This is a genomic window from Prevotella sp. (assembly GCF_051059605.1).
GTDB lineage: Bacteria > Bacteroidota > Bacteroidia > Bacteroidales > Bacteroidaceae > Prevotella.
On record NZ_CP050883.1, the window covers coordinates 2617424 to 2632624 of the forward strand.

Sequence of the window (15201 nt, forward strand, 5' to 3'; positions counted from 1 at the left end):
TAAAATATGAAATCAGCATTTAATTCAGAGAAGACCATACATGCATTGGTAATTGGTCATACAGGTGCTACAGGACAGGCTTTGCTTGACACTTTAATTGCCTCTCCGCAATGTGAATCAATTATAGCTATTGGACGCCGAGAAAGTGCTCGCCATAAAGGATCACCTAAGTTGAAGCAATATATACTACCTAATATGCTCGAAATAGGTTCGTTCAATTTAGAATTATTAAAGGGTACAAATACAGCCTTTTGTACTATTGGTACTACCTTTAACGATGTATTTAAAAAAAGTAAAGCTAAAGAATATCAGTCTGTTGACTTTGGAATTGCTACCAGTTTTGCAAAATTAGCAAAAGCGGCTGGTTCTGAATTTTTCGGTATTATAACCGGTGATAAGTCTGATTCCAAAAGTAAACATCGCATGACTAGAGTGAAGGGAGAAACAGAAGATTTTGTAATCGCTCAAGGATTTGAAAGAGTAGCTATACTCAGACCTGGACTATTAAATCGAGGGAAAGGACGTAGAGGTTGGTTAGAACAAATATTTACGGTTAATGGACTTTTTGGTATTAAAGTGGCTGATCTTTCAAAAGGAATGTATGGAATTGCATTGACCCAAACAGAATCAGTAAAACGATACGAAACTGTGGATATTAAAAGAGCTATAGAAGACTATAAAACAAACGAAATTTCCAATCAGAAAATTAAATAATGAAATTCATTATTGTTTCATAAAAATGGATAAGAAGCTGTTTTAAATAATTATTTTTTTAAAAGAACTATATCGATAATTAACAAACTTATCTTGAAATATTGCAGTCTAAATTAGATTACAATATTTCAAGATAAGTTTGTTTTTGGTAAACTAACAGGCTTCATATATAGAAATAGTTTTAACCACCTTTTGTAAAAAATCAAGGATATTACGATGTAATGACAATACTCACTTATGTAAGTTGTTAGATAAGACTAATAAATGATGTCAAAGAGCAATTTTATCCATATATTCCATTTTTTAAAATTGTCAATATTTTAATAGAAACTTGTTATTTATATACAAATAATAGCATTGAAATAAATCCACTATATAATACAAAAATATATAATTACATGTGCTAAACACTCCTATTTTTCACGTTGGGTAATCGGATTACACAACGTGGGTAATCGAGTTGTTCACGTTAGGTAATCCGATTACCCAACGTGAGTAATTGAATTACCCAAGTACTAAGGTAATCGAATTATCCAATGGTTAGGGTAATTTTTCACACAGTGTTATTTATGGAAGTTATAAGTATATAAACAACGTTCAAAATAACTAGATTATGAATATCAAATTATATAACAGACTTGTAATAAACTCATCATACTTAAAAATATATATGTAAATTCTATTAGATTCAAAAAGTACAAAATTGATGTATTATTCAAATACCATAATTGCGAAAAAAACGCTAAAAACAAGTATGATTTGGAGTTTAATGTCACTTTTAGCCCGATAATGTCACTTAATGTCACTCGTTAAAGCCTTATAAATAAAGGGTTTGTGACAAAGTGACATTAGTGACATCAAAAAAAACTTTTTCTAGTGGAGAAAACAATATTTATTCGAATACTAATGCTTTATACACATAAATAGTTAAATACTAGAACTTATTTATAGATCATTTATATTTTTGAAATGTTTAAACATATTCAATATAATTTTGAATACTTTATCGTTATATCTTATTATTTTTTTATGATTGTATTTGCTGAATCTAAATTAATAATTAACTTAGCAGATCAATAAACATACATGATTATAATATTTCAGAACATGAATATAGTAAAAGCAGTATATGATGATATAGAAATGATTGTTCCTATATATGACAAAGCACGCAAATTTATGGCAGATAATGGAAATCCAAATCAATGGATTAATGGTTATCCGTCAATAGAAATTATTACAGAAGATATCATTAATGGTAACTGTTTTATCTGTAAAAATGATGAAGGTATCATTGTAGGTGCATTTACTTTTATTATTGGCGATGACCCCACTTACGAAAAAATATATAGCGGACAATGGTTGAATGATAAACCTTATGGTGTTATTCACAGACTTGCATCGAATGGAACTACTCACGGTATTACAAAAACCTGTATTGAATGGTGCTTAAAACAGATTAAAAATATACGTATAGATACTCATCATGATAATAAAGTTATGCAAAGCTTATTGTGCAAAATGGAATTTGAATATTGCGGAATAATACATACACATAACGGAACAGAAAGACTTGCATATCAAATTTCAGAGCAATAATAAATATTAAGAATTTAAAAATTATTTTCTTTCTGAATATTTTAATACAAAAAAAATATGTATGTTTGCATAATATAAATTTTTAAAGCTTATTCGCTATGAAGAAAATAGTATTTCTTACAGGTGCCGGAATGTCGGTGGAAAGTGGTTTCAAAACTTTTAGAGGTAATGATGGATTATGGGAGAATTATCCTGTAGAACAAGTTGCTTCTCATGAAGGATGGGAAAAGGATCCAACTCTTGTAACAAATTTCTATAATATGCTGAGACGTAAACTATGGGATGCACAACCAAACAATGGACATAAACTGATAAAGGAACTTGAAAAAGACTATGATGTAACAGTTATCACTCAAAACGTAGATAACCTTCATGAGAAAGCAGGTTCTTCAAAAGTTATTCATCTGCATGGAGACCTTACAAAAGTTTGTTCTAGCATCAATCCATATAATTCTAAATATATTCAGCAATTAACTCCTGAGCATAGCCATGTGAATCCTGGAACAAAAGCTGATGACGGAAGTCTGCTACGCCCTTTTATTGTTTTCTTTGGAGAGAGTGTGCCTATGATTGAACCTGCGGCTCAAGAAACACAAAAGGCTGATATATTTGTTATTGTAGGCACAAGCCTTAATGTTTATCCAGCAGCAGGACTAATACAATACTGTAATCCTGGAATACCTATATATTTGATAGATCCAAGTCCTGTTAAAACAGATAACTATCATCATATAAAACACATTGAAATGGGTGCCAGCGACGGAATGAAAGAATTGATGAAAGAACTTAAATTATAAAAAACATCATGATAAAAATAATGGAGGATAAATATTAATTTATCCTCCATTATCATTTAACTCAAACTAAGCATTTTTTCAATAGGCTTAACTGCGTCTTTTGCTATTTTTGAATCGACCACAACTTCCGGCCAACCATATTTTAGCGTATTATATATCTTTTCAAGACTATTTTTCTTCATATACTCACATTCATTACAACTGCATCCTAAGCCTCCCTCAGACACTTCTGGTGGAACTGGGTAGAATGTTGCCTCAGGACACGTACGTTCCAACTCGTGAAGAATACCAGCCTCTGTGGCTATAATATATTCATGTTTACCATTAGCTTGTGCATATTTCAGCATTGTGGCAGTAGAACCCTTAATATCAGCAATAGCTAGAATAGGAGCTTTACATTCAAGATGTGCCATTACAATTGCGTCAGGATGTTCTTTCTTAAGCTTTATAATCTCCTCTACAGAGAACTTTTCGTGTACATGGCATCCACCATTCCACAACAACATGTTACGACCTGTTACGCTGTTTATATAGTTTCCTAAATTGTAATCAGGACCGAATATAAGTTTTTCATCTTCAGGGAAACTATCTATTACCTTTTTTGCATTTCCACTTGTAACAACACAATCAGTAAGGGCTTTCACTGCAGCTGTTGTATTTACATAACTTATAACCTTATATCCAGGATGCTCCTCCTTATATTTCTTTAGGTCTTCTGCCTTGCAGCTGTCAGCAAGAGAACAACCAGCAGTGAGATCAGGACACAACACTATTTTGTCTTCACTCAAAAGTTTGCATGTTTCAGCCATGAAGTGAACACCACACATAACCATAACCTTAGCATCAGTCTCTGCAGCCTTACGGGCTAAAGCCAGAGAGTCGCCAATGAAATCAGCAATATCCTGAATATCACCAATTGTATAATAATGGGCAAGAATAATAGCGTCCTTCTCTTTACACATTCTGCGTATCTCAGCTTTAAGATCAATAGACTTGTCAATAGGTTCGTCTACATATCCCTTTTCTATCCATTCTTTCTTTACCATATTTTTTTTATCTTTCATACAGTGTTTTAATTTTTAAACAGATTAATTCACACTATATTATTATTATATTATTTATTTTTCTATTTAATAAAAAGAAATAAGAGTAGTATGATGTGGTGTTGATAAGTTGATAAAATGATATTCAAATATTTGCATTTTCTATTATCAACGTTTGTCTATCACTTATGCACACATACAACTAACAATTTCTTCTTGAATATCAGAAAGATAGAGAGTTATCCACAATTCCGGTATTTTCTGCAAAGTTAATAAGTTTATATCTTTTTCTGTGATTTTTTAGTGGAAAACTTCGTAAAAAGTATTTCAAAACTATGTGGATATCCACAATATGAAGGGGGTGTATATTGGTGTGTGGATATCTACATAGTTATTAACTTCCTTATACAGTAGTTTTCAACATGGTTATCAACACTTTTTGTGGATAACTTTTTTGATGAAAATGATGATTTAATAAAAAAAACAATTAAATATTTTGTATTTAAAATAAATGTTGTACCTTTGCAACCGCAAAAGCGCCCGTGGCGAAATTGGTAGACGCGCTAGACTTAGGATCTAGTAGTTCACGCTGTGTAGGTTCGAGTCCTATCGGGCGCACCACTTTAAAGAGCTAAATAGTTTATTAACTGTTTAGCTCTTTTTTATTGTATAGTAATTGGGTTTTATTTCTACTCTATTATAGATGGAATAAAGAATGCTAATAGCATAGAAAGGGAATGCAATATATATAGCAATTCTATTGGCAGAATTTAATAAGCACTTATTAAATTTCGCCAATGGATTGCATTAATATTTATTGTAAGCTTTATCGCTTACTGGTTGAAATATTATTTTTACTCATTCTATTTTTTTGAGTAGTTGAAGATTTCTTTATTGGAAGGTCTTTTATTACAGTAGCCTTGACTATCTTTATATCATTGATGGGGCGATTATTATTGTCTTTCTCTACATTTTGTATTTTATCGACTACATCCATACCATCCACTACTTCACCAAATACTGTATATAGTCCGTCGAGATGTGGAGTACCGCCAATTGTCTGATAATCGTTTTTAATTTTGTCATTAAAGACAATTGTTCCTCCCGATTTCTCAGTAAGTTCGTTAAGCTTTGTATCAAGCATTTTTGGACCGAAAGTTTTTCCTGTTACTATATAAAATTGACATGAAGATGATGCATGATCTTTTGCATTTTCTTCTTGGGCTGCCGCCACAGCACCACGCTTATGATAGTATTGGGGAAACCTTATTTCAGCAGGAATAGTATAATCTAGGGATACATTGCCTAACAATTGACCAGAAACAGCCGTTTTACTTGAAGGATCACCTGTTTGAACCATAAAGTTAGGTATTACGCGATGAAACAAAATACCATTATAAAACCCTTCTTTTACTAGTTTAAGAAAGTTGTCTCGATGTTTGGGCGTTTCATTGTATAAGGCAATTTTAATATTTCCTAAAGAAGTTTCTATAGATACTATACATCTGTCATCCAAAGACTTTGCGATCGAATCCGAATTATTATTTTGTGCAAAAATTGGTAGCGATATTATTGCAAACAAAACAGAAAATAAAATTTTATTTTTCATTGTCATATATATTGTAGAAGATAATTTATATACTAATATCCACAAGCGGATAGATTGATATTTTTATAAAACGTAATTCCATTCTTCAATTGAATCATCTATACTGAAACCTTCATATTCAAATGATTTTAGTTCATCTATATTGGTTATTCTATTTTTAATGATGTAGCGTGCCATTGCTCCACGACACATTTTTGTATAAATAACAATGGTTTTTAGTTTACCGTTTTTATCAACTTTAAAACTAGGAGTGATGACTTTTACTTCCTTTTTTACGCGTTTCCAATCAAACAAATTACGCATTTCGTCGCTAGCTAAGTAGATAAGAATACCATCATCAGCTTTTATTTTATTGATAAACCAGTCTGTTAGAATTGGCTTCCAAAAATCAAACATCGACTTTGAATTATGATTGGGAAGAGTAACATTACCCTCCAAGCGATATTTATTGATCATGTCAAGCGGACGCAGAATACCATATAAAAAAGAACTAATCATAAGATGATCGTTGGCATATAGTAATTCGTTGTCTGAAAGAGTTTCAGGAGCAAGTCTTTGGTAAACCATTCCATCATAGCAAAATGCGGCAGGTTGGCGGATGCTGTTATCATGGAAAGAACGAAAACGCTTCCAGTTTTCTAAAGCCATATCCCTGTTTATATGCAACATCTCACACAATTCTTCAACAGAATAATTCAACATCTGCATTGCATTGTCATTGGCTTGACTTTGAAATGTAGGTTCAGTTGCAAATGAAATATCAGATGTAGCACATCCGGTCATTATTTTGGCACAGCCTATTAGTATCTGCATATATTCTAATATTAATATTTTGCAAATATAGTGATTTCACTTTATAAAACAAATGAATATTATAAAGTATATGCTTATAATGATAAATTAAGTAATTACTTAATTGTAATAACATAATAAAGGGGAAAGTGTAATATATATTATACACAATCCCCTTCTCTTATTTGAGTTGATAATAGTTGATCTACTTTATAAACTTATGAGAAACAAGCATATTTTTTGGATTCAAAGCCTCGTCAAGTTTCTCTTGTGTCATTAATCCCTGTTCCAATACGATATCATATACAGAACGGTTTGTCTCAAGAGCTTCTTTGGCAACCTTTGTACAAGTCTTGTAACCGATATATGGATTAAGAGCTGTAACGATACCGATAGAATTCTTTACCATTTCATAGCAACGTTCTTTGTTGACTGTTATGCCAAGAATACATTCCTCTACAAGCGTATCAATTGCATTACTTAACCATACCAGACTCTCAAACAAAGACTCTGTTATTACTGGTTCCATTACATTAAGTTCCAACTGTCCTGCTTCGGCAGCGAAAGAAATGGTTGTGTCATTTCCTATTACCTTGAAACATACCTGATTTGTAACCTCAGGAATAACTGGATTAACTTTTCCTGGCATGATAGATGAACCTGGAGCCTTTGGAGGAAGATTAATTTCATTCAAACCACAACGTGGACCTGATGCCATAAGACGCAAGTCATTGCAAATCTTTGAAAGTTTGATAGCAAGACGCTTCAATGCTGAAGAGTAGCTTACGTATGCACCAGTATCAGGAGTAGCCTCTACCAAGTCGGTAGCTGAAACGAAAGGTTCGCCAGTAAGCTTGCTAAGATTAGCAGCACATAGCTTTGTAAATCCAGGAACAGCATTCAAACCAGTACCGATAGCTGTACCACCCATATTTATTTCATGAAGCAACTTCACGTTACGTTCAAGATTCAATATTTCCTCTTCAAGGTTGTTAGCATAAGCACTAAACTCCTGTCCGCTGGTCATAGGCACAGCATCCTGAAGCTGTGTACGTCCCATCTTTATTACATCCTTAAATTCCTCACCCTTATAACGCAATGCGCTTATGAGTCCTGTTAGGCTTGCAACAAGATTTTTGTTCATTCTGATTATTGCCAATCTTATAGATGTAGGATATACGTCATTTGTAGACTGTCCGCAATTCACATGGTCGTTAGGATAGCAGTACTGATATTCTCCCCTTTTATGCCCCATTATTTCAAGCGCACGGTTAGCAATAACTTCGTTAGCATTCATATTTACAGATGTACCTGCCCCACCCTGCATCATGTCAATAGGGAAGTTTTCGTGAAGTTTACCGTCAATTAATTCCTGACAAGCTTTGCTTATTGCGCCAGATATTTCATCATTGATCACACCAAGTGAATGGTTAGTCTGGATAGCAGCCAATTTAACGTATGCTATTGCAATTACATAATCAGGATAGTCACGCATCTTCTTACGTGATATATGATAGTTGTTGATGCCACGTTGTGTCTGTACACCATAATACGCATCAACTGGAACTTTTAATTCACCTAAGAGATCTGACTCTAATCTAAATTTTTCTTCTGCCATAATATTGAGTTTATTTTTTTGTAGAGAGTCAACATTGTCATTGACAAATGTCAACTCTCCGCTTGTTGTTGTGCAAAATTACACTTTAATTTCCAAATAAATCTTTTTACCTTATTATATTTTTAATATGCCTTAATTCTATACATGAAACCAATTTCTATGCGATTCGTGTTATAGTCTTTCAGCCCACACTTCTCACTATAGTCGTATTTGCGTCCTATATAAGAAAGGAATACGCGGAAGTCCTGATCTTTTATTGGATAGTATTCTATACTTCCAATATAAGCATATGACTTTCTATAGTCTTTGTATTTTTCTATCTTACTGACGCTTGCGGTCTCATACATGCCTTTTGCCATGAAATTCCATTGTGGAGCGAATTGCCAATTAAGTTTTGTGATAAATGAATTATAATGCACATCACTGAAGTACATGTTCTTATCAGCAACAGGTTGACCATCGCTTGTAGGCATAGACAGTTCGCTACTTGCAATCTTTAATCTGTCAAGAGCATCCCATGCGCCCATATAGTCGAAATACCATTGAACTTTAGGTAATGCCAACTGCTGTCCAAGTACAAGCATTCTTGAATATTTGTTCTTAGCCTCTGTCTGAGTACCCCATGACCAACGAGTATTGATAAGTCCACCTGCAAAACTACCATTCCAGTTTACTATATATGTAAGAGGACTATTAGCTTGTTCTAAAGTACGACTTGTTGTTCCGTCACTTTCAATAGACTTGGCGCCTGCACCATATTCATTAACAAGTTTGCCATTATTGGCATTTGAAATTTCAACAGCAATTTCCTGAGAAGGAACAGGCTTATAAGAAGCCACAACACCAGCCATAAAGTTATCCATATTGTCAACCATATCAGAATACTGATAGATATACATAGGATTCTCGTCAAATTCAAATCCACCCCATATCTGACACATCTTACCAGCTTGGAGACTTACTTTGTTGTTGAACTTATATCCAACCATCATAATGTCTGTAGCCTTGGCAAAATTATCTTGACTCTTGGCATCTGTAGCCTTATTCAATCTATGACGTAAACGATAAAACAGATGGTCACCGATATTACCTTTTATCTCAAGACGCAACTGCTTGTTGGCAAATCCTGTTGCCCAGTCCTGTCCGTCTGCTTTCTCTGCTCTAAAGCTATAAGCATAATTGAGATATAAGTTGAATGCATCATTTTTCTTTTCCAAATTCAGCACTTTTTCTGCAAGCGATTTATAATTACCATCATTGCCGCCCATACCAGTATTTTCTCCTTGTGCACTTGCTGTTAATGTTGCAGCAAGTAATGCACTTATTATTAATATCTTCTTCATAGTTTTATTGATGCTTAAGTTTTAAAAAGTCTTTTCGTAAAATCTTTTATGAGAGAACACATATAGTGAGCATCAATACTCCTGGAAGTATTTCTGAATCTGTTGCCAGTCGTGGGTCTTTGTAAGAGCTAACTGAAGAAGAATGCGTGCTTTTTGCGGGTTAAGGTTTAGGGCTGCAACAAAATGATACTTGCTGTCGTCTACCTCACCGTTAAGACATGTTGGACCTGTTGGAACACGGCTTGAACGAACAATCTGAATTCCGCTGTTCTGTGCCTTAACTGCTACGTCAAAAACATCTTTGTAGAAATTGCCGTCACCGACACCTGCCAAAACGATACCGTCAAACTTTGCGTTTACGAAAGCCTGCATTGGAAGTGGAGATGCATTAGCATAACCATATATGATACCTACCATAGGGAGTTTAGTAAGATTGTCTACATCAAACTCACTCTGTGTTGTGTGCTTATATGTAGGTTCAAGGATATAATATGGTTTGCCATTGTAAACATATCCAATTTCTCCATAAGTACCCTTAAATGTTGCACAGTCTGTAGTGTTAGTCTTAATAAGAGACTTTGCATCAATGAGTTTATTGTTCATGCAAGCCATTACACCGTGACCATTTGATGCTGGATCAGCAAGAGCTGCCACACCATTATACAGATTGGCTGGACCATCAGCACTGATAGCTGTTGAAGGACGCATACTACCAACTAGAATAACAGGTTTGTCACTATGGACGGTAAGAGTCAAAAAATATGCGGTCTCTTCCATTGTGTCTGTTCCATGAGTAACGAGTACGCCGTCGTAACCTTCCTCGTTTAGAAGTTGATTAATACGTTTTGCTAGTTTCAACCAAACATCGTCGTTCATATCCTGACTACCAATATTCACAAGCTGTTCGCCGCTTACATCAGCAAGATCTTTAATCTGCGGAACAGCATCAATAAGAGTTTGTATACCAACTTGTCCTGCACCATAAGCAGAAGATGTGGCACTAGCACTTACACCGGCAATTGTACCACCGGTAGCGATTATACGAATCTTTGGTTTGGCACTTATCGTCAATGTGAATACTAATGCCAAAATCATCAAAATGGAAATTTTAAATGTCTTCATAACTGAATATTTTTAAAAGGTTAGTAATATTGTTAATAAAATAGGCTTATAATGAGATAGCCTACCCCTATTGATACGAATGTTGTTATAAAACCAGAAAGTTGGAATGAATGGTTTATTACATACTTTCCTATTTTTGTAGTACCTGTTCGGTCAAAGTTTATTGCTGCTACTTCTGTAGGATAGTTTGGAATGAAGAAATATCCATTCACAGCTGGAAACATTGCTACAAGAGCAAGTGGACTTATACCCAGACCTATGCCTAAAGGATAAAGTGTGCGAACTGTTGCTGCCTGAGAGAATAGCATTATTGACATGAAGAACAATGCGACAGCGAATAAAAATGGATATTGTGTAACAATGTCTGCAATATGTGATTTGAAAAATTCAAGATTTCCGTTAAAGAAAGTATCTCCCATCCAGGCTATACCAAAGATGCTCACCATGGCGTTCATACCAGCTGCAAAAACATTTCCCTTTACTGCTTCTACTACATTTGCTTTGCCAACAAGTAGTATTAATGCAGCTACTGACATCATTATAATTTCTATCGTTTCAGGCATTCCCAAACGAGTCATCTCTCCATCAACATTGAAAGAAGGACGAAGTGAAGGTACTGATCCGAATACAACAACTAATAATACGCCTAAAATAAATGCCATGACAGAATATTTTGCACGTGGATTTGGAGTTGTTATAAGTTTCTCCATGTTATTTTTATCTTCCTCTGGATTTATAGTGCCATCTTTAACACGACGCTGATATTCAGGATCATCATCAAGTTCCTTCCCTACTCTATTTTGTACAAACGAAGCTACAAGTATTGCAATAAGTGATGCAGGTATACACACCAACATTATATCTTTTAATTCAATACCTTTTCCACCAAGTAAGTCTGTTGATATGATTGCAGCTGTAGCGGCAGAAACAGGACTTCCCGTAATACCCAATGATGCTGCAATAGTTGCTACGCTCAATGGACGTTCAGGTCTGATCTTTGAATTTTTGGCTATCTCAGATATAATAGGTAAAAGAGAATAAGATGTATGTGCTGTACCTGCGACTAGGCAAAATAACCATGTTACTAAAGGACCATAATAAGTAATCTGTTCAGGATGTTTACGCAGAAACTTCGCTGCAAGTCCAACGAGATAATCTAATCCTCCCGAGGCTTGCAGGGCCGCCGCCGCCGTGATTACAGATACTATAATCAACATCACATCTATAGGAATGTTACCAGGTTTCTGTCCAAAGATAAAAACCAGGATAAATACACCTACCATTCCGTAGATTCCAAGTCCGATGCTGCCGACACGAGCACCGATAAAAATCAATGCTAAGACAATAAATAATTGCAATAATACTAAAAAGGTTGCCATATTTGCAGGTTGGTTGTTTAGGTAAAAACTTCTATTAATATCAAATGTTTAATGTCACGATGCAAAATTATAGTTTTTTTATGAACATATATTTATATATTTCTGACCATTTTTTGTAAAATCCGAAACATTTTGTATATTTGCCAATTATTGACCTTAAATATAAACATTATGGACAAGGATATTTCGTATAACCTACAGGAATTTGCTGTTCAAAACAACATCAAAGACTTATATGGTGCCATAGTGGCAACAACGCCTGTTAATCAGGAAATATTTGAATCTATAACTCAAAAGTTGAAGTATGTGAACTTCTATACTATCTTCGTCCTTATTGATGGAGAAGCTGTGATTACGATTAATGACAAGGAAATAGTATTGTCACAGCAAAGTGTTATAAGAATGACGCATATGCAGAACACCGAATTTATAAAATGTACAAACGAACTTGACGGATACTTTCTTTTCTGTGAGACAAATTTCTATAATAATATACTTGAAAATGATCCTAATATGCAGGATGTTTTTCAACGTAACATTCTTGATTCATCTCTTTATTTTGATGTTACAGAGGCTAAGATCTCTGAACTTTTAGGAATAATAATGCAAGTTGAAAAAACAATAAATCAACCACATTTATATAAAAAGGAGATGCTAAGTTTCCTTGTGCATTTAGCTCAAATGCATATTAATGAACTCATTGACAGCGCGAGCAATGAACTACACGATATGAAGCATAAGGAAAACATATTCAAAATATTTATACACCTTGCTTCAAATAACTTTAAAAAGGAAAGACAGATTAATTTCTATGCCGATAGAATGAACATCACCCCTACTTATCTTTCACGAATAGTGCGTGAGGTTTCAGGAAATACTGTATGTGGATATTTACAAAGCTTCTTATACAGCGAGGCTTGTAAAATGCTAAAGATGACAGATAAAACTATTGGCGAGATTTCAACGGAACTTAAATTTAATGACCAATCGGCATTTACTAAGTTTTTTAAGCAGAAATCTGGAATCTCGCCAAAAGCATATCGTGAATGATTTTATTCAAATATTGAATTGCCTACACAGGCATTAGGCATCTGAATATGCAACATGCTACATATTGTTGGAGCAATGTCAGTCATATTTGTAGGCTTTGAGGTTTCGCCGTGATTGATATTCCATCCCATGAAGATCAAAGGAATATGTGAATCATCTGGATTCCACAATCCGTGGGTTGTACCTTTATAATTAGTTGCATTACTTGCATCTATCCAACCAGGATTTGTAATAAGAAGTAAATCTCCTCCACGTTCACGACTATAACCATTGATTATTCGTTCACGTATTGGTTGTGGAATACTTTGTGCGGCTACATTATCATAATCTACGACAAAGGCTACATTATCATATTTTTCAAACTCCTTTTTTGCAGCTGCTTTAACTTCATCAAGTTTCAATCCTGCATTCTCAATACTTTCATGATCAAGAAATATACGTAATGAGTTTTCTCCAAGTATCAGTCTTGCTTTTGTTCCAAATTGTTTTTGTAGAACTTCATTTACACTTTTAGCAACGTTCCAACCTTCAAATCCTCCTGCAGGTAAACGATGTGAACGCATGAAGTTTGGATTATGTGAACCTCCGTGGTCAGCACTTAAAAACAATAAATAATTACCTTTACCAACCTTTTCATCAAGTACCTTCATAAATTGTGCAATGTCTTTGTCTAGTTGCAGATATACATCGTGGTTTTCTTTGCCACGTGTACTATAAGTATGTCCAATGGCATCTGTTGATGAAACACTTACGGCCAACATATCAGTGGTGCTACCCTGCCCTAGTTTCTCATTTTCAAGTGCGGCTTCTGCCATCTTGAATGTCATTGTAACTCCTTGATCGCTGGTCTTAATATCAAATCCTGGTTTGGTGCTATTTTGTTTGTTGAAATCAGTAACCCATTTTGGTAACTCTTTCATATAGAATGTACTACTTACGAAATGTCCTGCACTGGTATCCCACCAATATGCTGCATCAGCACTATGTCCGGCAGGAAGTATTGCTGCTCGGTCTTTCAAAGCAACTCCAATAACCTTTGACTTAAAGTTTGTAGCTAGTTTCAGTTCATCTCCTATTGTAGAAGCAAGTAGTCTATGTGGTGACATCTGACCTTCTTTAGAGTCACTTCCTACACTCTTAACATTCTCATCTTCGCAGCAATAAACTTCTTTACCTTTAATGTAAAAGTTATTTCCAAGAATACCTGTCATTGCAGGAACGCTACCTGTATATATACTAGAGTGTCCAATAGCTGTAACGGTAGGGATATAAGGTATCATAGTGTTTTGACAACTATATCCTTCGTCAAGTAATCGTTTCAATCCGTCGTTACCATATTCATCATAGTAATAATACAGATAATCCCAACGCATTTGGTCTACAACAACGCCTACAACAAGTTTCGGACGTTTAACCTGTGCGTTGGCAACCATACATAATGTTAATAATGCTAATACTAAAAATTTCTTCATAATAATATTGTTGATTGTTAGGGCAAAGGTAGTGTAAATCTTGTAGAGGACAAAAAGAATCTATTCCTTTATATGGAAGTATCCCCTATTTTCATGGTATTGTAATGCCTGTAGACGAGTATCCATTAGCTTTGTGTCTCTTTTCCATTCACTTAGGTTTGCAGTTTCATTCATGTAGGCTTGCTTTATTCATGGACTTCACAGCCGATAAGTGCAAATATAGCCGCTGCTATTATTATCAGGTTGGTGCTTGTCGTGATTGTGTCGTTAATCTCATCAGTTTATTACTTTTGCGTCAATTTTCGAGTGTCTTCAATTTCAGTTGTTCTTGTTCATGATCATGTAAAGTTTGCAATTCAGAGGCATGGTATTGATATTTTGGTTTTCATTTCGACTTCAGCGAGCGGCACTAATTCTCTCTTCGGTCTTCACTACGTTGGGATGACGAGTGCAAAGGTAAGGCAAATAATAATTCCAAGCAAGCTATTTCATGGTTTCGTTGTTCAGAGGGCGAATTTCAAAACATTAAAGTGTTGATATTGATAACTTTACAAAGCTAACAATTTGCATTCAGCGTGCAATTAGCGGCATTCTGATACGATTATCGTCACGATGAGGTCGTTTTGGTCATTTTGAATTCCCAATAGTGAGGGGGCAGCCCCC

12 protein-coding genes and 1 tRNA gene are annotated in these 15201 nt (G+C 34.7%); 5 read left to right on the top strand and 8 right to left on the bottom strand.

The features are described from left to right. The first annotated feature begins 6 nt into the window (after nucleotides 1-6). From HEQ28_RS10325 to HEQ28_RS10335, 3 genes are all read left to right on the top strand, one after another. Complete coding sequence (locus HEQ28_RS10325) at nucleotides 7-714, top strand: hypothetical protein (RefSeq protein ID WP_434502145.1); 708 nt, start codon at nucleotides 7-9, stop codon at nucleotides 712-714. Nucleotides 715-1821: 1107 nt separating this feature from the next. Then, on the top strand, nucleotides 1822-2313 hold the full coding sequence (locus HEQ28_RS10330) for a GNAT family N-acetyltransferase (protein ID WP_434502146.1): 492 nt from the start codon (nucleotides 1822-1824) through the stop codon (nucleotides 2311-2313). 98 nt (nucleotides 2314-2411) lie between these two features. Further along, nucleotides 2412-3110, top strand: a complete 699-nt coding sequence (locus HEQ28_RS10335; RefSeq protein ID WP_434502147.1) for an SIR2 family NAD-dependent protein deacylase — start codon at nucleotides 2412-2414, stop codon at nucleotides 3108-3110. 56 nt (nucleotides 3111-3166) lie between these two features. On the opposite strand, the gene nadA is transcribed toward HEQ28_RS10335, so the two are convergent. Further along, the gene (gene nadA / locus HEQ28_RS10340) at nucleotides 3167-4156 is read right to left on the bottom strand and encodes a quinolinate synthase NadA (protein WP_301411593.1); all 990 of its coding nucleotides are present in this window, start codon (nucleotides 4154-4156) and stop codon (nucleotides 3167-3169) included. A gap of 533 nt (nucleotides 4157-4689) precedes the next feature. On the opposite strand from nadA, the gene HEQ28_RS10345 reads away from it, so the two are divergent. Further along, a tRNA-Leu gene (locus HEQ28_RS10345) sits at nucleotides 4690-4774 on the top strand. Nucleotides 4775-4979: 205 nt separating this feature from the next. Here the strand turns inward: HEQ28_RS10345 and HEQ28_RS10350 are convergent. The 6 genes from HEQ28_RS10350 to HEQ28_RS10375 all read right to left on the bottom strand — a co-directional run bounded on the left by HEQ28_RS10350 (nucleotide 4980) and on the right by HEQ28_RS10375 (nucleotide 12016). Continuing rightward, a complete protein-coding gene (locus HEQ28_RS10350; protein ID WP_434502148.1) occupies nucleotides 4980-5762 on the bottom strand; it encodes a peptidylprolyl isomerase in 783 nt (260 codons plus the stop codon). Between the two features lie 63 nt (nucleotides 5763-5825). Then, a complete protein-coding gene (locus HEQ28_RS10355) occupies nucleotides 5826-6575 on the bottom strand; it encodes a YaaA family protein (protein ID WP_434502150.1) in 750 nt (249 codons plus the stop codon). A 184-nt stretch (nucleotides 6576-6759) separates the two neighbouring features. Then, nucleotides 6760-8172, bottom strand: coding sequence for an aspartate ammonia-lyase (gene aspA, locus HEQ28_RS10360; protein WP_434502151.1), 1413 nt, complete (start codon nucleotides 8170-8172; stop codon nucleotides 6760-6762). Nucleotides 8173-8294: 122 nt separating this feature from the next. Beyond that, nucleotides 8295-9515: a porin gene (locus HEQ28_RS10365; RefSeq protein WP_434502153.1), complete on the bottom strand. Its 1221-nt coding sequence runs from the start codon at nucleotides 9513-9515 to the stop codon at nucleotides 8295-8297. A gap of 72 nt (nucleotides 9516-9587) precedes the next feature. After that, nucleotides 9588-10637, bottom strand: a complete 1050-nt coding sequence (gene ansB / locus HEQ28_RS10370) for an L-asparaginase 2 (protein WP_434502155.1) — start codon at nucleotides 10635-10637, stop codon at nucleotides 9588-9590. A gap of 32 nt (nucleotides 10638-10669) precedes the next feature. Continuing rightward, nucleotides 10670-12016: an anaerobic C4-dicarboxylate transporter family protein gene (locus HEQ28_RS10375; protein WP_434502156.1), complete on the bottom strand. Its 1347-nt coding sequence runs from the start codon at nucleotides 12014-12016 to the stop codon at nucleotides 10670-10672. 171 nt (nucleotides 12017-12187) lie between these two features. Here HEQ28_RS10375 and HEQ28_RS10380 point away from each other — a divergent pair, with 171 nt between their 5' ends. Beyond that, complete coding sequence (locus HEQ28_RS10380; protein WP_434502158.1) at nucleotides 12188-13066, top strand: helix-turn-helix domain-containing protein; 879 nt, start codon at nucleotides 12188-12190, stop codon at nucleotides 13064-13066. A 2-nt stretch (nucleotides 13067-13068) separates the two neighbouring features. Here the strand turns inward: HEQ28_RS10380 and HEQ28_RS10385 are convergent, their stop codons facing one another. Beyond that, a complete protein-coding gene (locus tag HEQ28_RS10385; RefSeq protein WP_434502160.1) occupies nucleotides 13069-14538 on the bottom strand; it encodes an alkaline phosphatase family protein in 1470 nt (489 codons plus the stop codon). Between the last annotated feature and the right edge of the window lie 663 nt (nucleotides 14539-15201).

Bases quoted from the DNA above. Each gene is read 5' to 3' on its own strand.
- HEQ28_RS10365 (WP_434502153.1), bottom strand. From the start codon at position 9,515: ATGAAGAAGATATTAATAATAAGTGCATTACTTGCTGCAACATTAACA.
- HEQ28_RS10330 (WP_434502146.1), top strand. From the start codon at position 1,822: ATGAATATAGTAAAAGCAGTATATGATGATATAGAAATGATTGTTCCT.
- HEQ28_RS10335 (WP_434502147.1), top strand. From the start codon at position 2,412: ATGAAGAAAATAGTATTTCTTACAGGTGCCGGAATGTCGGTGGAAAGT.
- HEQ28_RS10325 (WP_434502145.1), top strand. From the start codon at position 7: ATGAAATCAGCATTTAATTCAGAGAAGACCATACATGCATTGGTAATT.
- nadA (WP_301411593.1), bottom strand. From the start codon at position 4,156: ATGGTAAAGAAAGAATGGATAGAAAAGGGATATGTAGACGAACCTATT.
- HEQ28_RS10350 (WP_434502148.1), bottom strand. From the start codon at position 5,762: ATGAAAAATAAAATTTTATTTTCTGTTTTGTTTGCAATAATATCGCTA.
- HEQ28_RS10380 (WP_434502158.1), top strand. From the start codon at position 12,188: ATGGACAAGGATATTTCGTATAACCTACAGGAATTTGCTGTTCAAAAC.
- HEQ28_RS10355 (WP_434502150.1), bottom strand. From the start codon at position 6,575: ATGCAGATACTAATAGGCTGTGCCAAAATAATGACCGGATGTGCTACA.
- HEQ28_RS10385 (WP_434502160.1), bottom strand. From the start codon at position 14,538: ATGAAGAAATTTTTAGTATTAGCATTATTAACATTATGTATGGTTGCC.
- ansB (WP_434502155.1), bottom strand. From the start codon at position 10,637: ATGAAGACATTTAAAATTTCCATTTTGATGATTTTGGCATTAGTATTC.
- HEQ28_RS10375 (WP_434502156.1), bottom strand. From the start codon at position 12,016: ATGGCAACCTTTTTAGTATTATTGCAATTATTTATTGTCTTAGCATTG.
- aspA (WP_434502151.1), bottom strand. From the start codon at position 8,172: ATGGCAGAAGAAAAATTTAGATTAGAGTCAGATCTCTTAGGTGAATTA.